Origin of the sequence: Psychrobacter alimentarius (assembly GCF_001606025.1) — a bacterium.
GTDB lineage: Bacteria > Pseudomonadota > Gammaproteobacteria > Pseudomonadales > Moraxellaceae > Psychrobacter > Psychrobacter alimentarius.
Window position 1 is genome coordinate 2,166,928 of sequence record NZ_CP014945.1, and the last position, 24,746, is coordinate 2,191,673.

At 43.6% G+C, this 24,746-nt stretch carries 21 protein-coding genes and 2 riboswitches; of the genes, 11 read left to right on the forward strand and 10 right to left on the reverse strand.

What is annotated here, in order from left to right; translation table 11 throughout:
• Positions 1-92: 92 nt before the first annotated feature.
• From A3K91_RS08810 to A3K91_RS08820, 3 genes are all read right to left on the reverse strand, one after another.
• Positions 93-857 carry a hypothetical protein gene (locus tag A3K91_RS08810; RefSeq protein WP_062844925.1) on the reverse strand — a complete coding sequence of 255 codons (765 nt, stop codon included), beginning with the start codon at positions 855-857 and terminating at the stop codon, positions 93-95.
• 351 nt (positions 858-1,208) lie between these two features.
• Positions 1,209-2,873, reverse strand: coding sequence for an RNA repair transcriptional activator RtcR (rtcR, locus tag A3K91_RS08815; protein ID WP_062845961.1), 1,665 nt, complete (start codon positions 2,871-2,873; stop codon positions 1,209-1,211).
• Complete coding sequence (locus tag A3K91_RS08820) at positions 2,863-3,864, reverse strand: DUF4062 domain-containing protein (RefSeq protein WP_062844926.1); 1,002 nt, start codon at positions 3,862-3,864, stop codon at positions 2,863-2,865. Before A3K91_RS08820 ends, rtcR begins: the two co-directional genes overlap by 11 nt.
• 244 nt (positions 3,865-4,108) lie before the next feature.
• Between A3K91_RS08820 and A3K91_RS08825 the strand changes: the two genes are divergently transcribed.
• The 6 genes from A3K91_RS08825 (at position 4,109) to A3K91_RS08850 (ending at position 11,169) form a co-directional block, all read left to right on the forward strand.
• Positions 4,109-5,341: an RtcB family protein gene (locus tag A3K91_RS08825; protein WP_062844927.1), complete on the forward strand. Its 1,233-nt coding sequence runs from the start codon at positions 4,109-4,111 to the stop codon at positions 5,339-5,341.
• Between the two features lie 208 nt (positions 5,342-5,549).
• Positions 5,550-6,257 carry a DUF4145 domain-containing protein gene (locus A3K91_RS08830; protein ID WP_062844928.1) on the forward strand — a complete coding sequence of 236 codons (708 nt, stop codon included), beginning with the start codon at positions 5,550-5,552 and terminating at the stop codon, positions 6,255-6,257.
• 57 nt (positions 6,258-6,314) lie between these two features.
• A complete protein-coding gene (locus tag A3K91_RS08835) occupies positions 6,315-6,773 on the forward strand; it encodes a DIP1984 family protein (RefSeq protein WP_062844929.1) in 459 nt (152 codons plus the stop codon).
• 343 nt (positions 6,774-7,116) lie between these two features.
• Entirely contained in the window at positions 7,117-8,217 is a 1,101-nt protein-coding gene (gene rtcA / locus A3K91_RS08840; RefSeq protein WP_099046702.1) for an RNA 3'-terminal phosphate cyclase, read from the forward strand.
• 209 nt (positions 8,218-8,426) lie between these two features.
• Complete coding sequence (locus A3K91_RS08845) at positions 8,427-10,235, forward strand: FMN-binding glutamate synthase family protein (protein ID WP_062845962.1); 1,809 nt, start codon at positions 8,427-8,429, stop codon at positions 10,233-10,235.
• Positions 10,236-10,338: 103 nt separating this feature from the next.
• Positions 10,339-11,169, forward strand: a complete 831-nt coding sequence (locus A3K91_RS08850) for a phosphodiester glycosidase family protein (protein ID WP_062844931.1) — start codon at positions 10,339-10,341, stop codon at positions 11,167-11,169.
• 83 nt (positions 11,170-11,252) lie between these two features.
• On the opposite strand, the gene A3K91_RS08855 is transcribed toward A3K91_RS08850, so the two are convergent.
• The 4 genes from A3K91_RS08855 to A3K91_RS08870 form a co-directional block, all read right to left on the reverse strand.
• On the reverse strand, positions 11,253-12,476 hold the full coding sequence (locus tag A3K91_RS08855) for a vWA domain-containing protein (RefSeq protein ID WP_062844932.1): 1,224 nt from the start codon (positions 12,474-12,476) through the stop codon (positions 11,253-11,255).
• 57 nt (positions 12,477-12,533) lie between these two features.
• The gene (locus A3K91_RS08860) at positions 12,534-13,382 is read right to left on the reverse strand and encodes an AAA family ATPase (RefSeq protein WP_084387317.1); all 849 of its coding nucleotides are present in this window, start codon (positions 13,380-13,382) and stop codon (positions 12,534-12,536) included.
• 289 nt (positions 13,383-13,671) lie between these two features.
• Positions 13,672-14,304 (reverse strand): hypothetical protein, encoded by a 633-nt coding sequence (locus tag A3K91_RS08865; protein WP_228139848.1) that lies wholly within the window; start codon positions 14,302-14,304, stop codon positions 13,672-13,674.
• Between the two features lie 259 nt (positions 14,305-14,563).
• The gene (locus A3K91_RS08870; RefSeq protein ID WP_062844934.1) at positions 14,564-14,884 is read right to left on the reverse strand and encodes a YcgL domain-containing protein; all 321 of its coding nucleotides are present in this window, start codon (positions 14,882-14,884) and stop codon (positions 14,564-14,566) included.
• A gap of 250 nt (positions 14,885-15,134) precedes the next feature.
• Positions 15,135-15,272, forward strand: a riboswitch (glycine riboswitch).
• A 56-nt stretch (positions 15,273-15,328) separates the two neighbouring features.
• Positions 15,329-15,486: riboswitch (glycine riboswitch) on the forward strand.
• 172 nt (positions 15,487-15,658) lie between these two features.
• Here A3K91_RS08870 and gcvT point away from each other — a divergent pair.
• From gcvT to A3K91_RS08895, 5 genes are all read left to right on the forward strand, one after another.
• Positions 15,659-16,846 (forward strand): glycine cleavage system aminomethyltransferase GcvT, encoded by a 1,188-nt coding sequence (gcvT, locus tag A3K91_RS08875; RefSeq protein WP_062844935.1) that lies wholly within the window; start codon positions 15,659-15,661, stop codon positions 16,844-16,846.
• Positions 16,847-16,929: 83 nt separating this feature from the next.
• Positions 16,930-17,310 (forward strand): glycine cleavage system protein GcvH, encoded by a 381-nt coding sequence (gene gcvH / locus A3K91_RS08880; RefSeq protein ID WP_062844936.1) that lies wholly within the window; start codon positions 16,930-16,932, stop codon positions 17,308-17,310.
• Positions 17,311-17,598: 288 nt separating this feature from the next.
• Positions 17,599-18,357, forward strand: coding sequence for a nitroreductase family protein (locus tag A3K91_RS08885; protein ID WP_208855344.1), 759 nt, complete (start codon positions 17,599-17,601; stop codon positions 18,355-18,357).
• A gap of 58 nt (positions 18,358-18,415) precedes the next feature.
• A complete protein-coding gene (gcvP, locus tag A3K91_RS08890) occupies positions 18,416-21,313 on the forward strand; it encodes an aminomethyl-transferring glycine dehydrogenase (protein WP_062844938.1) in 2,898 nt (965 codons plus the stop codon).
• 179 nt (positions 21,314-21,492) lie between these two features.
• Positions 21,493-22,182 (forward strand): lipase family alpha/beta hydrolase, encoded by a 690-nt coding sequence (locus A3K91_RS08895; RefSeq protein ID WP_062844939.1) that lies wholly within the window; start codon positions 21,493-21,495, stop codon positions 22,180-22,182.
• A gap of 15 nt (positions 22,183-22,197) precedes the next feature.
• Here the strand turns inward: A3K91_RS08895 and A3K91_RS08900 are convergent, their stop codons facing one another.
• The 3 genes from A3K91_RS08900 to A3K91_RS08910 form a co-directional block, all read right to left on the reverse strand.
• Positions 22,198-23,496 carry a ribonuclease D gene (locus A3K91_RS08900; protein ID WP_084387318.1) on the reverse strand — a complete coding sequence of 433 codons (1,299 nt, stop codon included), beginning with the start codon at positions 23,494-23,496 and terminating at the stop codon, positions 22,198-22,200.
• 139 nt (positions 23,497-23,635) lie between these two features.
• The gene (gene recR, locus A3K91_RS08905; RefSeq protein WP_062844940.1) at positions 23,636-24,229 is read right to left on the reverse strand and encodes a recombination mediator RecR; all 594 of its coding nucleotides are present in this window, start codon (positions 24,227-24,229) and stop codon (positions 23,636-23,638) included.
• Between the two features lie 96 nt (positions 24,230-24,325).
• Positions 24,326-24,655 (reverse strand): YbaB/EbfC family nucleoid-associated protein, encoded by a 330-nt coding sequence (locus A3K91_RS08910; protein ID WP_025651278.1) that lies wholly within the window; start codon positions 24,653-24,655, stop codon positions 24,326-24,328.
• Positions 24,656-24,746 lie beyond the last annotated feature (91 nt).

Here is a 24,746-nt window from a genome sequence, read left to right on the forward strand (position 1 = left end):
AACCTCATTCCAATTCCCTTTTAACGGCTGTTTTTCAACATATAACCATCTGATAATCGCCAGTTGCAAGCGTACATAATTTGGATTCATCGTTATAGGAAATTTATTTCTTCTTTCTGGCGATCAGTTTTCCAATATGGAGAGCGAATAACATCAAATACCTCGTCAAACATTGCATCAATCTCAGCACCTACCTCTGCGCTAGACTGCTGCTCAATCAATAGTTTATTGAGCTGCTTTGTCCAATTATATAAGTTTTCAGTATATCGAAATGACTTTCTAACGCTAAGGTGCGCTTTTGCGTCTTTTAATTGCCCTGCTATCATAAGATGCCAAATACTAGATAAATACTGACTTTGAGTCACATCTTCCCAAAGGCTACCTTTATATACTTTTAAATGGTTTAGTAATGAATCGCTGACACAGGCCAACTCAGTCATATTGATATTTTCATCAGCTAATAAAGCCTCAATAAATAATTTATAAATTAATATACTCGGTCTATCTTCTTTTATGTATAGATCCTCACCATTCCAGCGTTCAGTCTCACTTTGGGGTAAAGCCAATATAGCATTGGCGATATCTAAAGAAACTTGCAGATAAGCAGTAGATACTTGTTCATCAAATTTAGTAAATATCAAGTATATAGCTTCTTCAAGATAATGCCTGACAGAGAAGCTTGGCATAGTCGTTAATGATGTCTCTTCAACTACAAATGTTTTATTAAAATCTTTACTCTTTTTATAGTAAAAATCAGATTCGGGAACTACTCTAGCTTTTAACTCTTTTTTCCATTCGTTAAATCTATTGTCATGAGAGAATTTCTTCACCCCGACTTTATTTAAAAAACTAAACATACTTTTTCCTTTTTAGTCATATATTTAAATTTAGGGCAAAATCTCTGGTAGCTCTATAATTCGCTTAATTGACATACCCATTGTATTATTTGTCACACCAATTTTAGATGTTGATAGCTTTGTCCTAAAGCTTACATAAAGTTCAATTTCAAAAATAGATTGATAAATCCATTAAACTGATTACCAATCAAGTGAAAACCAACATTACTTGGTTTAGAGCCTGTATCTTTACCAATTTTTGTCGTAGTGATGCCAGCTATTTTTTGATGTTTATGGTCTTTAAGATTAATCGTTTCAGTTGCTAAATTGACAGGGATTTTTTCTTAATACGCTTTAATCAATACTTGATTATTAATCCAACCCATCAAACCTCAGCCCAAATTTCATCAAATACTTACGCAATCTGTCGCTATCATTCGGGCTTTTTAGCTTATCGCGTGAGTTGGCATACAGATAACGCCCTGCTGCCGCTTGGCTGCTGTGCTGATAGCAGACCTCAATCACATACGCCAGCTGCACCGCATCAAAGGGGTCGAGCGCGTCTTTGTCGTAGCTTGATAGATGGCGGCTCAGCACCGTATCCGCGTGCGCTTGTTGCTCGGTTAGGCTGGGCGCATACGCCTTATCCGCCTGATGGTGGGCGCTATTAGGTAATACCCACAGATGTTTAAGGCGGGTGATTTCTGCCTTAACATCGGGCATACGAATCACTTTGCCCTCGCACAATGTCGTTAAGCGCGTCATGCTGGCGCTTAAATCACGAAAGTTGCCCTGCCACGTCGCCGCGTGACTCATGGCAAAGGCTTCAAAATACGCCCGCGCCTCAGGCTCAAAGCGATATTGCTGCTGTTGCTCACTGCCCAAACGCGCCAGCTCATAGTCGATATTGGCAGGTAAATCCTCAAGGCGATCTTTTAATGACGGCAAAAAGAATGTCCACGTGTTGAGCCGCGCAAACAAGTCTGCTCGAAATGTCCCGTCAACGACTGCTTGCCGCAAGTCCTTATTCGTCCCCGCCATCAATTGAAACGATACGTTAATCGGTATATCACTACCGAGCGGATAAAATCGCTGCTCTTCTAACGCGGTGAGTAGCATGGCTTGTTCATCGAGTCCTAGCTCACCGATTTCATCCAAAAATAATAAACCGCCATCAGCAGATTTTAGCAGACCCTCACGATTCGATGCTGCGCCCGTGAAAGCGCCCTTCACATGACCAAATAGCACACTCATGGCCGTATCACCACGCAAGGTCGCACAGTTGACTTCGATAAATTTATCAAGTGTGTACTTGCTTTGTGTGGTACTACTCGCTTTGGCTTTTTTGAGCGCGTAGATTTGACCTGCCAGTTGCGACTTGCCTGCTCCTGTTGCACCCATCAGCAATATTGGAGCAGTCGAGCGCGTGGCGACTTTTTCGATATCAGATATTAATTTTTGATAAGCGTCATTTTGCGTGACCAAATTCGCTTGCAACGTTTGCCAATGCTGCTGTTTTTCTGCTTCAAAACGTTCACGCAAACCATCATAGCGTGACACATCCAAGTCAATCACTTGATAACGACCTTGTGGGTCAGTTTGGTCGGGTCTTGGACAAGGTGACGTCTGAATCAAATCTGCTGGAATAAAACCTGCCTCTACCAATAAGAACCAACAAATCTGCGCCACGTGCGTGCCCGTGGTCAGATGCAGCAAATAGTCCGTACTATCTTGAAAATCAAACGCCGTTACAAAGTCATACAACTCAGCATAAACCTCGGCAAAATCCCACGGACTCGATAGCGCCACGTGATGACCAATGACTTTAGTATGCGGACTGACTTGCGCCACGTCATCGACGATGATCTTAAATAAGCGCTTATCGCGTTTGCTGTATAAGATATGCAGCTCATCGACGAGTAATTCATCGTGCAACCCCAGACTGACAGTTGGACGCCAGCGTTGCCAACGGTTTTCACTAAAACCATTGTCTAAGGTCGTGCCGAGGAAGCCGATTACGGCGGTTTTATTCAGCATCTTTGTCATCAGTTTCACGTTTGATTGACATGGTTTCTAATAGATACTTTTCACCTTTAGATGTGATCTCCCAATAGCTAGTAGTGCCTATGCTATCAAAACTAATATAACCTAAAGACAAAAACTGAACTTTTATTTGCTCAAAGTCAGCAAGGGCTATTTCTGGATAAATGAAATTTCTATATTTTCCAGAAGCTATATATTCACTTAAAATATTAAAAATAAAATCCTCGTTCTTTTCATTAAGAATTTTTGGAGCAATACATTTGAATAAATTATTCCAAGTTACCTTTTGTTGCCACGACTTTTTTTCTATCTGTCCATTGTTTATCACATCACACTTCAGAGATATTAAAATTTCATCATCACCCTGTGCTAAATCTAACATCTCACTTTTGTTCTTTTGCAATCCCTGAATTTGTTTTTCAAGCTTATTATTTTCTTGTCTAAGGTCATTCAGTTGCTTTAATAGTTCAGTATTATCAGTTGCTTGATTGCCTCTAACCCATCCTACTGCGGGATAAGTTTTTATCGTCTTAGGAAGGCTAAGCGCAACTAGACCTGACAACTCTTTTGCATCGTCCCAAAACTTAACTAAACGGTTAGTAGTAACTTTTTGCCTGAATACTTGTAGTTTTTGTTGAGCTTCAGAGTCCATCTCCACTTTTTCAACAGCTAATTTTTCAGGACTACCATGTACCAATGCGATAACCTTAATATCTTTACTAATAGCGTAATCGTACTCCATTTCTGTATAACTAATACCCTCATCAGATAAACTGCCGTATCTACCACCTATGATTAGTAAGTAATAATCACTGTCATCAATTACCTTTTTGATGAATTTAAATTGCTCTTCATCCAGTGCGGGAAAAAGTTCCATTCCAGCAGGAATACAATCCATTTCCATGAGCGTCTGAATAACGTTACTTCTTTCATCTTTTAGGTCTGCAAATGTAGAACTCACAAATACCTGATATCTCTTATCCATCTGCACTTCTCCCTTAGAAAATATAATATTTTCTATAAAAATATTTTTTATTCTATTAATAATAAAATCTCTAAATTATATATGATATTCAAAAAATATTTTAAATTTATTTATTACAATAATATCAGACACTTATATAAAAAATATCTTATGTGGATAATTATTGGCACACTCTTCGCACTATATAAAGTATAAGAAAATAAATTATTTTTATAAGCCGATATTCTAAATAAGGAACCTATTTATGCAACCAATAAATCATAATGTTATTCAGGACGGTGGAACGCCAATCAGACTTTGGACAAAGGGCGTTCCTGTCGATCCAAAAGCACATGACCAGCTTATCAAAGCATCACAAATGCCGTTTGTCTATAAGTGGCTCGCGGTGATGCCTGACGTGCATGTCGGGATTGGCGCAACTATCGGTACGGTATTGCCAACCAAAGAAGCGATTATCCCTGCGGCTGTCGGTGTCGATATTGGCTGCGGTATGATGGCAGTACAAACGACGCTGACCGCTGATGACTTGCCTGATAATTTGCGCGGTCTGCGCACTGAGCTTGAAAAAGCCATTCCACACGGCCGTAGCAAAACTCGTGGACGCGGTTCTCGTCGTGATGTCGGTGCATGGACAAATCCTGATAATAGCGTCAAAGATAGCTGGGGTACATTGGTCGATGATTTTAATTATCTGACCCAAAAGCACCCTAAGCTTAAAAACACCAATAACCTGACTCATTTGGGAACGCTGGGTACGGGCAACCATTTTGTAGAAGTGTGCTTGGATGAGACCAATCAGGTGTGGATCATGCTGCATTCAGGTTCGCGCGGCGTGGGCAATGCCATCGGTCGCTACTTTATTGAGTTGGCGCGTGAGGACATGCGTAAGTGGTTTATCAACTTGCCCGATAAGGATTTGGCTTATTTCGCCGAAGGGACTGAGCACTTCGATGACTACTGGTTTGCCGTAGGCTGGGCGCAGCGTTTCGCTTTCAAAAACCGTGAAATCATGATGGAAAAAGCAATCAAAGCTTTGCGTCAAATTGTGACGAAACCGTTTGATGCGGCAGTTAAAGCGGTGAACTGTCATCATAATTACGTCGATAAGGAAGAGCACTACGGTGAGGAAATATTTATTACTCGTAAAGGCGCGGTACGTGCTCGCGTTGGTGAATACGGTATCATCCCAGGATCAATGGGCGCAAAATCCTTTATCGTGCGCGGTAAAGGCAACGAAGAATCCTTTTGCTCTTGCTCTCATGGTGCAGGTCGCGTGATGTCACGTACTCAGGCAAAACAGGAATTTACGGTAGCCGATCAAATCGCGCAAACCGAAGGTGTGGAATGCCGTAAAGATAGCGATGTGATTGATGAGATTCCAGCGGCTTATAAGAATATTGATGATGTGATGAACGCGCAGAGTGACTTGGTGGAAGTGGTACATACCTTGCGGCAGGTGGTTTGTGTTAAGGGTTGAGAAGCGTTAATAGAAGGTCTGGGAGACCTTTTTAGCTTCGCAAGAGCCAGGCTGTGCTTGGCTGATTTACTTGTTAGAAGTAATGTATGTATAGTACTGAGATAAAAAATGAATAAATTTGACGATAGAAACATAATTTAGAAGACAGATTAATCTAACAAAACAAATAATATATACTTTTTCAAGCTAAAAAATTGAGGGAAATAAGATGAGTAAATCTTGGCAGTGTCCTTTTTGCAGTCACCACGCAATAATAGGTACAGGAAATATTAGCTCAGGTAATCTAAGTTTCGATGACGGTAATAAGTACGGTAAGTTATGCCTAAGGTTAGAAACCATTACTTGTCCAAATCCAAACTGTAGAGAGTTTACTATAGAATCCGAACTACGTGAGTTGAAAAAAACTCACCCTTCTTATGTTTTTGGAAATACATTAAGTAGCTGGAAATTACGCCCACAATCTTCAGCTAAACCTTTACCTAGCTATATTCCTACAGCTATAAAGGAAGATTACGAAGAAGCCTGCTTAATTTTAAATTTAAGTCCTAAGGCTTCCGCAACACTTGCTCGCCGCTGCTTGCAAGGAATGGTTAGAGATTTTTGGGAAGTTAAGCCTCAAAACTTGGCTAAAGAAATTGAATCTATCAAAGATGAAGTAGAACCGGATACTTGGGAAGCTATAGACGTAGTTAGAAAAATAGGTAATATTGGTGCTCACATGGAAAGGGATATCGACCAGATTATTGAGGTAGACGAAAATGAAGCAGGTTTACTTATAGGTTTGATAGAAATGCTTATTGAGGAATGGTACATCAGTCGTTACAACCGTCAGCAACGCTTAGAAAACATGAAGCAACTTGGGCAAGATAAAGATATCCAGCGAAGAATGAAAGTTAAACCCGTGACCTTGGAATGATAAATAACTTAGAAAAATTAATGGTATTAAAAATTTGATGTTTGAAGGAGAACAAAAATGAAACTCGCAGAAGCCCTACTTATCCGTAGCGACATGCAAAAAAAGCTGGCGCAAATCAAAGGACGTATTCGCAGCAATATCAAAGTCCAAGAAGGCGATACGCCAAACGAAGACCCAAATGCCTTAATGATCGATGCCAGCCAAATCATTAGCGAACTGAGCGTGTTGATTGAGCGTATCCACCGTACCAATGCCATTGCCAAGACTAATGAAGGTCAGTCGATGCTGACGCTATTGATCGAACGTGATACGTTAGAGATGCGTCACAAGCTATTGATTGAGGCGATTGAAGCCACCGACACCGAGGTTGATCGGTATAGTCCTCGCGAGATTAAATGGCATGTTATGGTTTCAGTTGCAGGATTACAAAAACAAGCCGATGATATCGCGATGAAACTGCGCAAGATTAACCTTGTCATTCAAGCCAATAACTGGCAGATTGACCTTGTTGAATAACTATTTTTAAATCACAATTTTAGAATTTTCTACCAGTTTACATTAGGCTGGCAGACTACCCTTTTGGAACCGACTGGGCGAGTGTCAGACCCCAAACCGCCACAGCAGGGGGTTGAAAACATACTGTAGTGGCTGCTACGCGTTGCGGGCAAACGCATTTTTTACAACTCATGCCCCGTACACGTCACTTGGCACAATGCACCATTTAGACCTTACCACCAGACACTGACAGTCGGTTTCAATTTTATTATTCATGCGACTTGATACTTTTCGGGTCGCATTTTGTTGTCTCCTTATTAAGAACATCACGGCACAATAGCCCCAAAACATAAAGACATTTATCATGCCAGCATCAACAAAAAAAGCTCTAAAAATTGACGGCAGCACAGGCGAAGGCGGTGGACAAATTATCCGTACGGCGCTGTCGTTATCGATGCTCACTGGTACGCCAATTGAAATAATCAATATTCGTGCTGGACGCGCCAAACCCGGATTGATGCGACAGCATTTAGTTTGTGTACAAGCCTCACAAGAACTATCAAATGCGGCGGTGACAGGCGCACAGTTGGGTAGTACGACGTTTAGTTTCAAGCCTAATGCTATTCAATCGGGCGATTATACTTTTGATATTGGTTCGGCTGGCAGTACCAGTCTCGTGCTACAAACGCTATTACCTGCCCTACTTTTTGCCAATACAGGTTTAGCTGCACAATCCACCGTGACTATTAAAGGTGGTACGCACAATCCCCTCGCATCGACCACAGATTTCTTAACCGGAGCATTTGTTCCGGCCCTTGCTAAGCTCGGCATGCACGTTGATCTTGAATTACAACAAGTAGGGTTTGCACCCATCGGTGGTGGAACTGTTAAAGCAACCATTACGCCTTTTTTGCGTCGTGCTAATACCTTGCCCTTTACACTTACTGAACGTGGCGAGTTGGTTAACATCGCCTTGGTCGCAAGCGTGCTCAATTTGGATTACGACATTTGCAAACGTGAGCTTGCCAGCGCGCAAGCATCATTGGTCGAATCAGGCATTGATAAGACGCTGATAACCACTCATAGTCGTAAATTACAGGGCATTGGCGAAGGCAATACGTGCTATGCGCAGGTCACTCATCAATTTGGTAAGACATCCACTCAGCAGTATCATCAAGAAATGTTTACCTTGCTCGGAGAAAAACGCAGCTCAGCAGAAAACATGGGCAATCGCTTGGCAGGATTGGTTAAGCGCTATTTGTTTAATACCGATGCACTGGTTGATGAATATCTAACCGATCAGTTGCTCCTACCTTTAACGTTATCAGGCGGTGGTGCGTTTAGCTCGCGTATGATTAGCGGCCATACGGAGACACAAGCATGGCTGATTGAGCAATTTTTGCCTGTTGAGATTCAGTTTGACGTATTAAACGACGATAAGACATTGGTCAAAGTCATCGCTTAAACTATGTAAGGCTTAAAGTCGGCATTAGCACACTGTTACTCAATTACTGCGATGCGGTGATATCATGTGTGTATGATATAAGCGATAAATTTAAGTGCCCTATATTTAAGTGTCCTATGTATGCTCAGTGATAAAAATAGGGCTTCTTTACGTCTATCTTTATATTGTCTCCGTTTTTTACCATTTACGTATTGCTGTTGAGTATTGTCATGCCTGAGTCTCGTACCAATCTGAACCCTAAACCCAAAACCAGCTCTCCTTATTGGGTTGGTTTATTGCTGCGCTATAGCACTTTTGGTGCGGCAATTTTTCTTCTATTAGCTGGTCTTTTACTGACCAATTGGTGGCTAATTGTGATTGGCGGGTTTGGAGTGGCACTGGGTATTTATGACTTGGTTCAATCCAAGCATTCTGTTTTAACCAACTATCCTGTCGCTGGTCATATTCGTTACGTTTTGGAGGATTTTCGTCCTGAGATTCGCCAATATTTGCTAGAAGACGATAAAGAACAAGTACCGTTTTCGCGCCAGCAACGCGCACTTGTCTATCAACGCGCTAAGAATGTCAGCGACACCAATGCCTTTGGTACGCTAGACAATTTATACACGCATGGTAAAGAATGGTTTTTACAGTCAACCGTCAGTCAGCCTTTAGAAAATAAGGATTTTCGTATCATGGTTGGCGGTGAGCGTTGTCAGCAGCCACATGATATGTCGGTCTTTAATATCTCAGCGATGAGTTTTGGGAGCTTATCAGCCAACGCCATTATGGCGCTCAATCAAGGCGCAAAAATTGGTGGATTTACCCATGATACTGGTGAAGGTGCCATTAGCCCTTACCATCGCAAGTTTGGCGGTGATTTGATTTGGGAGCTAGGCACAGGATATTTTGGTTGCCGTGACGACAATGGTAACTTTGATCCAAAATCCTTTGCTGAAAAAGCGGCTGATCCGCAAGTCAAGATGATCGAAATCAAAATGTCACAAGGTGCCAAACCTGGCAAAGGTGGCGTACTACCTGCAGAAAAAATCACTCAAGAGATTGCAGATACTCGTCAAGTACCGACTGGTCAAGATTGTATCTCACCCTCCTCGCACACCGCTTTTAGCACCCCACGTGAGCTCGTCGCCTTTTGGCAGCAGCTACGTGACTTGTCTGGTGGTAAGCCTGTTGGTTTTAAGCTGTGCGTGGGTCAACCTTGGCAGTTTATGGCAATTGTCAAAGCCATGATAGAGACGGACAACTACCCTGACTTTATTGTCATTGATGGTGCAGAAGGCGGTACTGGCGCCGCCCCCGTTGAGTTTATGGATAACGTCGGCATGCCAATGGTTGAAGGGTTTTTGTTGGTACACAATACGTTAGTTGGTGCCGGCATTCGTGACAAAATCAAACTTGGCGTGAGTGGTAAAATCGTCTCTGGCTTTGATATCGCTCGTATGATTGCACTGGGTGCGGACTGGTGTAACTCAGCGCGCGGCTTTATGTTCGCAGTAGGCTGTATTCAGTCGCGCTCTTGTCACACCAATACCTGTCCAACAGGCGTTGCCACTCAAGACCCCTATCGCCAAAAGGCGCTGGATGTACCAAGTAAAGCCGAACGTGTTGCAAGTTTTCATAAAAACACGCTAAAATCGCTTGCCAGTATCGTCGGCGCAGTCGGTCTACAGCACCCAAGTCAGTTGCAGCCTTATCATATTGCCCGCCGTTTGGATGATGGACAGATCAAGCTATTATCAAAGTATTTTTATTTTACAGACAAAGATGCCCTACTCGATCATAGCGCGCGTGCAGATGTATTCAACCAGATGTGGGTCATGGCAAGTCCTGATAGTTTCCTAGCCAATAACGATGCGCTTATTGCTTACAATAAAGACTCACGAGACAAGGGAAAAGAAACCAGTGCACCGACAGAGCGAAGCATTGCTACTGGTAACTTCGAAAATATCGTCGATGGTGGCAGACTGATCGGTAATGTCAACAATACTTTTCGAGAGTTTCCACCTAACAATGATTAAAAATGATGACGAAACAGTGATCGAGAAGTAATGACTCAACGATGATAAAACGTGATTACTGATCGTTCATTCTATTCTACCTATTACAAAAGATTTTTTATTGATGCCAAGTTTCACCCTTACCTCATCTCGTCCTACTTTGTCTTTAGCTGTCATTGCTCTACTCTCATTTAGTATTAGTGCTTGCCAGCAGACAAGTACTGATGCCCCAAACAGTGATACAAAAAACTGGGCATGTGAGTCACAAGATACTCCTTTCGCCTATGACGCCTGTCATATCCAAGCTGATGCTTTGACCAACGGCGATTACTCATTGCAGTTGTTTTGGCAGCAGCCAAATAGTAACGAGCCTTTGCTTACTTTTGATACATTACTGACGACGTTATCCGCCGATCAAACGCTTAGCTTTGCTGCCAATGCGGGTATGTATAACGAAAAATTTGCACCAATTGGCTATACTGTCATCGAAGGCGAAGAAAAGCGTGCCTTAAACCTCAAAGAAGGCGGCGGCAATTTTCATTTATTGCCGAATGGTGTGCTGTGGTGGAACCAGTCTGGTGAAGTACACATTACGGAAAGCCAAGCCTTTGATAAGCAGCTTAAAAACGACGAAGCAAAGCCGTGGTATGCAACGCAATCTGGCCCAATGCTGGTCATCAATGATAAAATACACCCACAATTTGATCCTAATAGCACCTCACTTAAAATTCGTAATGGTGTAGGCATTTGCAGCGATGGCAGTATCCAATTCGTTAATACAAAAGCGCCTGTCACGTTTTATCAGTTTGCAACGCTATTCAAAGACGAGCTGCATTGCCCCAATGCCCTGTTTTTGGATGGCGGTATTGCCTCAGCATTGTACGCGCCTAGTATTGATGAAGAGGACAAAAAAGAGATGGGTGTAATGATCGGCGTGGTAGCGCCTAAAGACTAATATCGTTTAAATTCAAGAAAAAAGCACTTAACATGATTTCTGTTAAGTGCTTTTTGTTGACTGGTGCAAACGTTTGAGTGGTGTTAGCGTGCCAAATAGTTGGTCATCTCTTCCACGCCATGTAATGTCATGGGATACATCTTATTATCGAACAGTTTTTTAATCTGAACGATGGTTTGGGTATATTGCCAGTAGCTCGGGGTTTCAGGATTGAGCCATGCCACTTTATCAAAATGATTAAGTACGCGCTTTAGCCAGACGATACCTGCTTCACGATTCATATACTCAACGCTACCGCCTACCGTCATCAGCTCATAGGGTGACATCGAAGCATCACCAACGAAAATAACACGATACTCTCGGCCGTATTTGTTGAGTAGCTCAAAGGTCGGCATTGGTGCGCTGTGGCGACGATTATTATCCTTCCACACATAATCATACAGACAGTTGTGAAAGTAAAAAAACTCTAGGGTTTTAAATTCGTTTTTTGCCGCAGAAAACAGCTTCTCAAGCGCCTCAACATGAATATCCATACTACCACCCACATCAAACAACATCAGCACTTTAACGCGATTACGACGCTCGGCCTGCATGTGGATATCCAGCACACCTTTCTTGGCAGTGCGCTTAATAGTCTCATGAATATCCAATTCATCCGCGCTGCCTGTCCGCGCAAATTGCCGCAGGTTGCGCAGTGCCATTTGAATCTGGCGCGTACCAAGCTGATTGTCATCATCAAGATTACGATATTTGCGCTGCTCCCACACCTTTGCTGCACTGCGTTTACGAGATTCACCGCCAACCCGTATACCTTCTGGATGATCCCCATAAGCGCCAAATGGTGACGTACCGCCTGTCCCCACCCATTTACTGCCACCTTGATGCCGCGCTTTTTGTTCTTTTAAACGCTCCTCAAGGGCTTTCATCAATTCTTCAAGCGAGCCGTATTTTTTTAGCAGTCTGCGCTGCTCTTCGGTTAGGTTTTTTGGGTCTAGCTTTAGATCCAGCCACTCTTTTGGCACGTCCGTCAGCTTGGCCAGCAGCGCATCCATATCAAGGCTATCCACTCCTTCAAAATAATCCGCCATTGCCCGATCAAATTTATCAAAATGACGCTCGTCTTTGACCATACACAGCCGAATCAAACGATACATGTCCTCACGGCTGGCAAAGGTAGACAATGCTGGATTTTCAGGATGTGGCTGCATCATTAGCCCTTGATCGAGCGCGGCATTGAGATCTAGCAGCTCACGCGTACTGACAGGCACGCCGTAAGTACGTAGGGTATAAAATAACTTTATGAACATAAGCGACGCACCACTGATTGACGTAAAACAGAAAAAGCATTGAACACTTAGACGCGCTTAACGACGCATCATATTGGCAAAACGCTGTAACAAGCTCACATCGGCTTCATTTTTGAGCAGCGCACCATACAGCGGTGGAATGGACTTTTCACCGCGTAGGTTTTCTTCTAGCTCTTCTTGTGCCATATCATCAGCGAGTAATAACGTTAACCAATCGACCAATTCTGAGGTTGAAGGCGGCTTTTTAAGACCTTGAATATTACGCAGTTTATAAAAGACATCCAATGCGTCATTCACCAGTTTTTCTTGTATATTGGGGAAATGCACCTCAACGATTTGGCGCATGGTTTGCTCTTCTGGAAAATCAATATAATGGAAAAAACAGCGGCGCAAAAACGCATCGGGCAGCTCTTTTTCGTTGTTTGATGTGATAATCACCACTGGGCGCTGCTCGGCAGTAATGGTTTCGCCCGTCTCATAAACATAAAATGACATCTTATCAAGCTCATGTAGTAAGTCATTTGGAAACTCGATATCGGCTTTGTCAATCTCATCAATGAGTAGCACACTGCGCTCGGTGCTAGTGAAGGCATCCCACAGCTTGCCGGGCTTGATATAATTGCCAATCTCATAAACCTTATCATCACCCAACTGAGAATCACGCAAGCGCGATACTGCATCATACTCGTATAAACCCTGCTCCGCTTTGGTCGTCGACTTGATGTGCCAAGTAATCAGGGGCATACCTAAGCTCTCAGCCACCTCTTCTGCTAATAATGTCTTGCCCGTACCCGGCTCACCTTTGATGAGGAGAGGTTTTTGTAACGTCATGGCCGCATTGACTGCCAATTGTAAGTCGTCTGTTGCAATATAATTTTGGGTGCCAGTAAAGGTTTGCTTGCTCATAATCAGATCTCGATTGTTGTTATAGATGAATTATTATAAATGTATGGTTATCAATAAATAGAACTAAAAATTTAATAATGAATAAAAGATAAATTAGATTAGCACAGCCTGACGTATTGCCAAAATACTCGTGCGTTCGCCTTTATGAACAATGATTATATACCTCTAACTACTTATATGATTGGTAACCATTCTGGCATAAAAAAAGACACGCATTGGTGTCTTTTAATTCAGGTATTCAGTAGCTTTTTAGGACGATAATCTTATATTAATACTTAGTCTACTTTTATTATTTATCAGACATATCGCTATCAGTCTTCTTATTTAATGTACTGTCTTTTTCTAGGTTTACGTTAGTATCGGACTGTTCGGTTACGATAGCGCCTTCTGTTAAATAATTACCTGTGGTCAATTGCATCGTCGCTTGCGTGTCTTCTGCCGTACGACTACGAGCTTTGTCCAAGCTTGATTCAAATGCTCCGCGAATCAATTGCCAAATAAAACCAACAAACAAGCCCACCACCAACACCACCAATATCGGCAGCATACTGGTGATCGCGCCCGTGGTGTCTTTCATCATAATGGCATAAACCACGCCAATACTGGCTGGCGCAATCACACTAGGATCACCGATCGCCGTACCGGGCGCTAACAATACCGCAAACAGCATCATCCAACTCATGCCACCCAATGGTCGTGGCAGCATACGAGCAACTAACAACCACAGTACCAACACGATAATGACACCGCCAAGATACGCATACATGGGTAAATCAGCGGGCGGTACGTCTTTTACCAGCTGTCCCCACCAAATAGTAATTTCGCCGAGAATATCACTGATGGCTTCTAATGGTAAGCTGTGTACGATATTTTTTAACCAGTCCATGCGCGTTTTATTACCTGCATTTATAAATGGTGCCACACGTTTTTGCGTTTAGCCGTCTATGATACCTTCTGCCGTACTATCGATAAATACTATTAGTAAATACCATCAGTAAGATCGAATATATCCCCAGCCTGCACCCTTAATAGAGCGCTAGTTTATCACGACTTTTGACCCAAATGCATGTGACCGTATGTTTCATAGACGTTTTCGCATCTACTTTTGGATAGTCTGCTTTTGAATAATCAGTTTAAGCCCAGGTTCAAAACGCTATCGCGGTAAACGTCTGAAAACGCCATTAATCGTAAATATTATCTTGTGCTTCACGCGCCCGCAGTTCTGCTTGGCGACGCATCACGTCTTGTGGTGGCATCTGCACAAAATACCCTTGCGATTGTAATTTTGCTAATACTTCTTCTTTATTCACACGAGCAAGGGATGGCGTAGTCGCCAAATCCAAATGCATCACAAACTGGCTGCGCCCTAGGCTTGCACGGAAATCTTTTGGCAACACACCGAGCCAATCTTTTAGCTCTTCGGTATCGTCTGGATAATCAGGACGCGCAATGTAGACGTACATGTCATCGTGTTTAGAGAATTTATAAATATCGCAATGCATAAAAATGACCTATCAGAAACTATCGTCATAGGTTAGCATATTTTAGGCAGTTATCAGTAGTTGCTTTCGGTATTTGCGCAGCGATACATCACGCAAAACCCCTTTAAAATTGACAACTTGCAACGGTAAAAATATTTTTCTTGAGGGATGCATTTTAAAAAACAATCAGCATAAACATCAGCATTTTTTAAAATTATCTATTTTAATGCTACAGATGGCTTGTAAAAGCGCTGTGAACCTTTCATAATAAAAGCGTTTTTCAGGAGAGCGTTATAGGCTCAGATTTTGTATCAAACCCTATTGGTGATACAAACTGACGACTACCGTATAACCACCGAAGGCGCATCTACCCTGCCAATCGCTCAGGTAAAAGGACTGAAAAACACATGTCATTATTGTTTTGTGAAATGTCGCCAACCGCGCATCACACTTGCAAACAAAAGACATAACAAATCTGGAGAGTGGTAAGAGCCGACGACGCCTTACCCACCGAAGGGGAGAAAACGCGACATCCGCTTATTTGGGTTTAAGAAGCTCATGCTTCAAAACCGGCGATGATGGTTCGTGTTGAAAATCTCAGGTCACAGGACAGATAGGGCTTTTGCTTAAACCGACGTTCAGCGTCTGTTTGGCTCACGGCTTCATCTATATTTTCTGTACCACCCTTTGATGTGATATTTGCACCCTGCACTATTGCCTCTCACTACTATGATAATGCGCATCAGTCATTGTACTTATAATCGAGTATGACTGATGTACACATAAGGATTTGTTATGACCGATATTCAAAACGACAATTCTCAAAACGTTCAAGCTCAAGCACCACAACGCACTCCTCTTTATCAGTCTCACGTCAATAGTGAAGGCAAGATGGTGGATTTTTCTGGTTGGGAATTGCCCATTCATTACGGTTCACAGATTGAAGAGCACGACGCTGTCCGTACCGATGCTGGTATGTTTGATGTCTCCCATATGGTTGTCACCGATATCAAAGGCGCGAACACCAAAGCATGGTTACAAAAACTACTGGCTAATGACGTCGATAAATTAAAAACGACGGGGAAAGCGCTTTATTCTGGCATGCTCAATGAAGAAGGCGGTGTCATCGATGATTTGATCGTCTATCTGATGAATGATGATGCAACTGAATATCGTATTGTCTCAAATGCGGCAACACGTGACAAAGACATGGCGCAGTTCCATAAAGTCGCTGAAGGCTTTGAGATTACCATTACTGAGCGTCCAGAGCTTGCCATGCTCGCTGTGCAAGGACCAAATGCTATTGAAAAGCTGTCACAAGCCAAACCGAGCTGGGCAGATACCTTGGCAGGACTGAAACCCTTTGTTGGTGCTGACTTGACAGACATCGAAGGCACTGATTGGTTCGTCGCACGTACGGGCTATACAGGCGAAGATGGCGTCGAAGTCATTATGCATGGCGATGATGCACCAGCGTTTTTTGAGCAATTAAAAACCAATGGCATCAAACCTGCTGGCCTTGGTGCGCGTGACACGCTACGTATGGAAGCGGGCATGAACCTATATGGTCATGACATGGACGAAACCATCAGTCCTTATGAATGCAACATGGGTTGGACGCTTGCGCTAAAAGATGATCGTGATTTTATCGGCCGCGCAGCCTTAGTCAGCAAACGCAAGCAAGCAAAAGACGACAACACGGCGATGAAACAAGTTGGCTTGTTATTGACGACTCGTGGTGTATTGCGTGAAGGCATGACAGTGACTATCAATCAAGGCACAGACAATGAACAGACCGGTATCATCACCAGCGGTACATTCTCTCCTAGTCTAAAAAACTCCATTGCTATTGCCCGTGTACCTGCCAGCATATCAGATGACGATAGCGTGCAAGTCGATCTACGCGGCAAAGGCAAATTCGTTGATGTACGCGTTCTTAAGCTGCCATTTGTTCGTAATGGCAAACAGCAATTTGACTCATAAGCATCATAAACTCTATTATTAGCCTGCATTAGCTAGTGTTCACTATTTTTGTTAATTAACCTCTATCATTTAGGAGAGAGACCATGAGCAATATCCCAGCAGAATTAAAGTATATCGCCAGCCACGAATGGCTACGCTTAGAAGACGACGGCACCATCACCGTTGGTATCACTGACCATGCTCAAGACTTGTTAGGTGACGTGGTGTTTGTTGAATTACCAGACGTGGGTGACATCATCGCTGTTGATGATGAAATCTCAGTGGTCGAATCTGTAAAAGCAGCTTCTGACGTTTATGCACCCATTTCAGGTGAAGTGGTTGAGATCAACGAAGCCTTGGAAGATGATCCAGAAATCATCAACTCTGATCCATATGGTGCTGGTTGGTTCTTCAGAATCAAGCCTGACAACATCGCTGATTATGAAGCACTAATGACAGCAGATGAGTACGAAAACGAGCTGTAATATTCGCTTGGTTCGCTCATCTAAAAGCGGTACTGATCAAGTATCGCTTTTATCGAGCAAAAAATAGATTTTATCACTATCTCTTAAAATTATGGGTACTAGCATCAGCTGGTATCTGTACTGTTTTATTTAAAAAATGATTGCTCAACGTATTACTTTCAATAACTACCCCGTTTATTCGTATTAATCACTTGCCACACTATATGATTGCAGATTTGCAAAATTATTAAATAGCTGCAATCGATGATGACTCAAGTTGAGTACCCAATCCCCAGCATGGATCCTAATATGAACCCCAACACTGACCATAAAGACAGTATTGCTACCCCTAGCCACACGCCGCAATTACAAGCGTTTCGTGAAGTGGTTGAGTCGCGCCGTTCAGTACGTCGTTTTACGGGCACGCCAATACCGGATGACGTATTAGCAGACTGTCTACGTCTGGCTATGTTAGCGCCAAACTCTAGCAACCTACAGCCATGGGAATTCTATGTTATTGATAGTGCTGATAGCCGTAAGCAGGCCGTGAAAAACTGCATGAATCAAAATGCGGCAAAAACCTCAGCTCGCCTCATCGCTGTCGTGGCTCGTACCGATATTTGGCACGACCATGCCAAGCAAATATTGCGTGAATATCCTGATAAACCTGTGCCAAAAAAGGTAAAAGACTACTATACCAAAGTGGTAGCGATGGATTTTTTACGAGGTCCAGCCAATGTCGTATCCGCCGCAAAATGGGGTGCAACTCAGGTCGTCAGACGCGTAAAAGGCCCCATCAAATCGCCTTATTATACATTTGAAGACACCAAAAACTGGGCAACCAACAATACAGCACTGGCGGCTCAAAACCTTATGTTAGCACTGCGCGCATATGGATTTGACAGCTGTGCCATGGGCGGCTTTGATGAGCCAGCTATGAAGCAGCTATTGGGTCTAAATGACGATCAACATATTATTATGATGATTGGTGCCGGCGAGCGTGCCGACAATGGTGTCTACAATACCCAATTTCGTTTTGATCAAGACCAATTCGTGCACTATGTATAGTGTATGAGACCGTGATTTTTAGTTACTTTATTTATTACTCCCTTAACCAAGGACTGTCATGACTATCTCTCAAAACCCTACGTTTGATACCTTTCAAGGATTATTTAACGAAGCTGAATTTGTCTATCGCCACTTAGGCTCAAATGACACCAAACAAGCTGATTTGCTAAGCGCGGTTGGCTACAAGGATATGGAAAGCTTCATCAACGATACCGTCCCTGAGCCAGTGCGTTTGCATAAAGCGTTGGATTTGCCAGTGGCAATGAGTGAACATGCAGCGCTTGCCAAACTGCGGACGATGGCGGACGACATTACCGTTAATAAGAGCTATATCGGTCAAGGCTACTCACCTGTACGTATGCCTGCGGTCATTCAGCGCAACGTACTTGAAAATCCAGGCTGGTATACCGCTTATACCCCTTATCAAGCTGAAATCGCGCAAGGTCGCTTAGAAGCGCTGCTCAACTTCCAGCAAGTATGTATTGATTTGACGGGTCTTGAGATGGCTGGTGCATCATTATTGGACGAAGCCACGGCAGCGGCAGAAGCCATGGCAATGTCAAAGCGTGTGAGCAAAAGCAAATCAACACAGTTTTTCGTTGATGAGCGTGTGTATCCGCAAACGCTAGATGTTATCAATACTCGCGCCAAGTACTTCGGTTGGGACGTGGTCGTTGGTGACTTTGAGACTGCCAAATCAGGTGATTATTTTGGTGCGCTATTCCAGTATGTGGGCGCTGAAGGCGATGTAAAAGACCTAACAGAGGTCATCGCAGCGGTAAAAGAAAACAAGACGTATGTCAGTGTGGTCAGTGACATCATGAGCTTGGTATTATTAAAATCGCCAGCAGACATGGGCGCAGATGTGGCACTTGGTAGCACACAGCGTTTTGGTATTCCAATGGGCTTTGGTGGTCCACATGCCGCTTATTTTGCCTTCTCTGATAAAGCCAAGCGCTCTGCTCCTGGTCGTATCATTGGTGTCTCAAAAGACGCGCAAGGTAATACGGCGCTACGCATGGCACTGCAAACCCGTGAGCAGCACATCCGCCGCGAAAAAGCCAACTCAAACATCTGTACCTCGCAAGTATTACTTGCCAATTTAGCAGGCATGTATGCTGTGTATCATGGCCCAGAAGGCGTTAAGCGTATTGCGACTCGTATTCATGCGTTTGCCACTGCTTTTGCGGCAGTTATCAAAGAAACGAATGATAGCGGCCTCAATGTGGTACATGATCAGTTCTTTGACACGGTTGTTGTGGATTGCGGTTCAGAAAAGCTAGCCACACAAATTTTTGAAAATGCGGACAACCTTGGTTACAACTTATGGCGTTTGGGCGAGCAAAAATTGGCTGTCGCTTTCAGTGAAACCAGTGATCAGCAAGACTTTACAGTGTTAACGCAGTTATTTGTCAGTAAAGCCCACGATTTACCTGAAACAGCTAACGTGTCTCTTGATAGCGAACACCTACGCACTGACGATATCTTGACTCATCCAGTCTTTAACTCGCATCATACTGAGCATGAAATGCTGCGCTACTTAAAATCGCTTGAAGACAAAGATTTGGCGATGAATCGCAGTATGATTTCACTCGGTAGCTGTACTATGAAGCTCAATGCGACCAGTGAGATGCTACCGATCACGTGGCCTGAATTTGCCAATGTGCATCCTTTTGCACCGCGCGATCAAGTGACTGGTTATATCGCAATGATTGATAGCTTACAAGACCAGCTAAAAGCCATTACTGGGTTTGACGATGTATCAATGCAACCTAACTCTGGTGCCTCTGGTGAGTATGCCGGTCTACTCGCGATTCGCCGTTATCATGAGTCATTGGGCGAAATCAACCGTGATGTTTGCTTGATTCCTATGTCAGCGCACGGCACTAACCCTGCTACTGCGATGATGATGGGCATGCAAGTGGTCGTGGTCAAAACCGATGATAATGGCAACGTTGACATCGAAGACTTAACCGCCAAATGTGAAGAGCACAGCGAGCGTTTGGGTGCATTAATGATCACTTATCCATCGACGCACGGCGTATTTGAAGAAGGCATCCGTCATATTTGCGACCTTATTCATAAACATGGTGGCCAAGTCTATATGGATGGTGCCAACATGAATGCTCAAGTCGGTATGATGCAACCTGCGGATGTCGGTGCAGACGTCCTACACATGAACTTGCACAAAACCTTCTGTATCCCGCATGGTGGCGGTGGTCCAGGTATGGGACCTATTGGTATGAAAGCACACTTAGCGCCATTTATGGCCAACCATACGCTAAGCCCTGTGCATAACGCGCAAAAAGACTGCTCAGCGGTATCGGCTGCTCCTTATGGCTCAGCAAGCATTTTGCCTATCTCATGGATGTATATTGCCATGATGGGACGTGATGGCTTACTTAAAGCCACTGAGCTTGCCTTGCTAAATGCCAACTACGTGGCGGCTGAGTTAAAAGGTCACTACCCTGTCCTATATACCGGTAAAAACGGCCGCGTGGCTCACGAATGTATCATCGATATTCGTCCGTTAAAAGAAGAAACTGGCATTACCGAAAGCGATATCGCCAAGCGCTTGATGGATTATGGTTTCCACTCACCAACGATGAGTTTCCCAGTCGCAGGCACATTGATGATTGAGCCAACCGAGTCTGAGTCTAAAGAAGAGTTGGATCGCTTTATCAGCGCGCTAAAGTCTATCAAAGCGGAAGCCATGAAAGCTAAAGCTGGCGAAGACAATTGGACGCTCGAAGACAATCCATTGGTCAATGCACCGCATACTGCCGCTATGATTACTAGCGAAGAGTGGACGCACCCGTACAGCCGTGAGACTGCTGCCTTCCCACTGCCTTACATCCGTGCCAACAAGTTCTGGCCGAGTGTGGCACGTGTTGATGATGCGTATGGCGATAAAAACCTTATGTGTTCTTGCCCAAGTATCGAAAACTATATGTAATCATCGTTTTCATTATTTGCACATTTTTTGTCTAAAAAACCGCCAAGTCAGTTACTGATTTGGCGGTTTTGTTTTGCAGGTCTTTTCTATTTATTAAAGAAACCATATCTTTAGTATTTAAATATAGTATCAGAGTCCAATATAATAGCGATACGCCTTCAGTTAATCTGGAAAACACCATGCCACAAAAAAACCGCGTTATTCTAATACATGGACTGCATCAAACGCCTTGGATTATGAAAAAACTTGCTAGACGTTTGCAGTCTGAAGGGTTTGATACTTATCAATACGGCTACCGAAGTCTGCGTGATGGTATCAAGGTAAACAGTGCACAACTTAATGAATGGTTAGAGCAAAATCATCATCCTGACGAGGCGATAGATTTGGTTGGGCATAGTTTGGGCGGTTTGATTATTAGGGATTTTGTCGCACACTACTCTAAGTGGCAAATTGGACATTGCGTCACGCTAGGGACACCGCATGTGGGTAGCGTTTGTGCCGATTATATTTGGCGATTAACACCTTTCATGGTAGGACGCTCATACACTGACGCGTTAGATGGTACTGTAGCGCCTTTACCTGATCATATCACGCTTGGTGTGATTGCTGGCAACCACCCTTACGGTTTAGGGCAAGTGTTTTTACACTATCACAATCGTAAACTACGTAAACAAGGCACATCCTTGCTATCTGATGCTTGCGCTCATGACGGCACCGTCTATGTCTCTGAAACCAAAGTTGAAGGCGCAAGCGATCATATCGTCTTACCAGTGTCACATACTGGTATGCTGGTTAACCAGCAAGTGGCTGAACAGACCTGCTGTTTTTTAGAGCATGGCCAATTCAACCATGAATTGCTTAATGTATAAATATCATACAACTCTTTAAACTCGAATACCCATGCCTTGCTGCAACTCAGTCTTATGCTTTTCAATAACCGGAATCAACGTATTCACTACCCAATCATGACGCCAGCCCTTTAACCCTTGCGGCAACTCGCTTATGTCTTGGTCAAAAGCAATCACTTCATACAACTGACTGAGCCACTTTTTACGCATCAATACATTCGCAGGAATTTTAAGGGATTTGGCATGTTCATCAATGGCGTGTTGCACGGCTTTTGAAAGGGCTTTGTTCTTTGAGCGATAAGGTGGCAATAAACAAGCTGGATGCTCAGCAGGTGGTAGACTTCTCGCCTCTCTTACTATCTTGAGCAACTCTTCGCCATATAGTCGCAGCATACTGCGGTGCATCGTGGTTTTATGCGCAAGCTCTCGCATACTATTCGGCTTTTCCGTGACGATCTCACGTACTGCTTGTTTTTTTATGACAAAAGTACGTGGCTGATTGGTCGAACGTGCCAACCCCTCTCGCCAAGTGGCAATCGCTTTTAGGATGGCCATTTGCTCTGAGGTATAGCGATAGTCTGCCATCGATAGATACATGGCATCATCTTCGACATGCTGAGCCTCATATAGGTCACTGGCATAAAGCTGACAGTCAGCCCACACATAGTCATAAAGACCTTGCGCTTTTAGCTTGTCCTCGATCTGCAAGTACAAGGCTGGTAAAAACCGCACATCATCAATCGCATACTTTTCTTGCTCATCGGATAACGGACGCTGCAACCAATCCGATTGACTTTGTTCTTTATCAATGTGTATCTCTAACTGATCCGCCAACGCTTGCTGATAGCCCATTTGCAATTGACCCGTCAAATAAGACAGTGCAATCTGCGTATCAAAAATGTTGGTCAATGGCGGACAACCAGACAAGAGATAAAAAATACCCAAGTCTTCCCCGCACGCATGCCAAATGGCAACGTCAACGTCACTTAGTGCTTGCCAAAGCTCAGCCAATTGCAGCTGCGGCGCATCCAATAAGTAGATATGATCGCCCGTATTTAATTGCACCAGTGCCAAACGTGGATAATAGGTATCGCGCTTAATAAACTCTGTATCTAATGCTACGCGACCACAAATCGCCAATGCTTTAATAACCTCATCAAGTTGATGCTGCTCACGTACCCAAGTTACGGCAGCATCGTTAGCAGTCTCTAACAATGCATCGATGTCTATGCCTGAGGATGAAGATACTGAATGGTTCGCTAAGACATCCTCAGTCACGAGATCATCGGTAGCATTTTGTTGAGGGTTTGAAACGTTCACAGCATGATTGGACACGGGCAGATACCTGCATAAATAGAAGAAAATAAAACACTTAACTTAATAGCATTTTAAGAAAATAGAATAAAGGATAACGTCATTATAACTGTAGTTTGCTATAAAATAAGCCAGATTTATTTTATAGCAAACTTAGATTTTATAAAAAGGAGCGGTTCTGCATGGCTTGACCAAGCGTCATACTATCAAGATACTCAAGCTCCCCGCCCATCGGTACACCTTGTGCTAAGCGGGTAATTTTATTGACGTGGCGTCCGACCGCTTCACTGATGAAATGCGCCGTGGTTTGTCCTTCAACAGTGGTGCCTGTGGCCAAAATCAGCTCTTCAACTGGCTCTTGCTTAACCCGCCAAACCAGTTGATCAATATTTAAGTCATCCGCACTGATACCGTCGATGGGTGATAAATGACCGCCCAACACAAAATAGCGACCACGATAGCCTGCGGTTTGCTCAATTGCCATGACATCGGCTGCCGTTTCGACCACGCACAGCAGACCATCATCACGCCTAGGGTCTTGGCAGAGTGGACACACCGCTTCATCGCTAAAACTATGACAACGCTGGCATTCAACGATATCACGCATTGCTTCGTCTAAGGCCTGAGCCAGTGCCATGCCTTGGGGGCGTTTTTTGGTGAGCAAATGCAGCGCCATACGTTGGGCACTCTTTTGGCCCACACCCGGCAACACACGTAGCTGTTTGACCAGCAAATCAAATTTGGCTGTCAGCAAAGTTACTTCCTTTATTTGTAAACCATAGCTATAAAAATGGGGTCGTATCGTATCGATAACAACCCCATTTTGTCTTTAGCATGAAGTATTTAACGCTTAAAACATGCCTTGCATCCCTGGTGGTAGACCCATACCTGAGGTCGCGCCTGCCATGGTTTCTTCGTATAGCTCATCCGCTTGACGAACTGCGTCATTGATAGCAGCCGCGATCAAATCTTCGATCATGTCTGGCTCATCTTCTAGCAAGCTTGGATCAATGGTCAAGCGCTTGACCACATGACGACCGGTCATGGTCACTTTTACCAGACCACTGCCTGCTTCTGCTTGTACTTCTTTGTTGGCCAGCTCTTTTTTGGCATTCTCAACGTTTGCTTCCACTTTCTTTTGCATGGTTTGCGCTTGTTGCATTAATGCTTGAATATTCATAGTTGCCTCTTTCTTTTATAGTAATAAGTAATGATTAATATAGTCGGTTCAATATAAAAACATACAGTGAGACTAGCGCAAATTTTTTGTA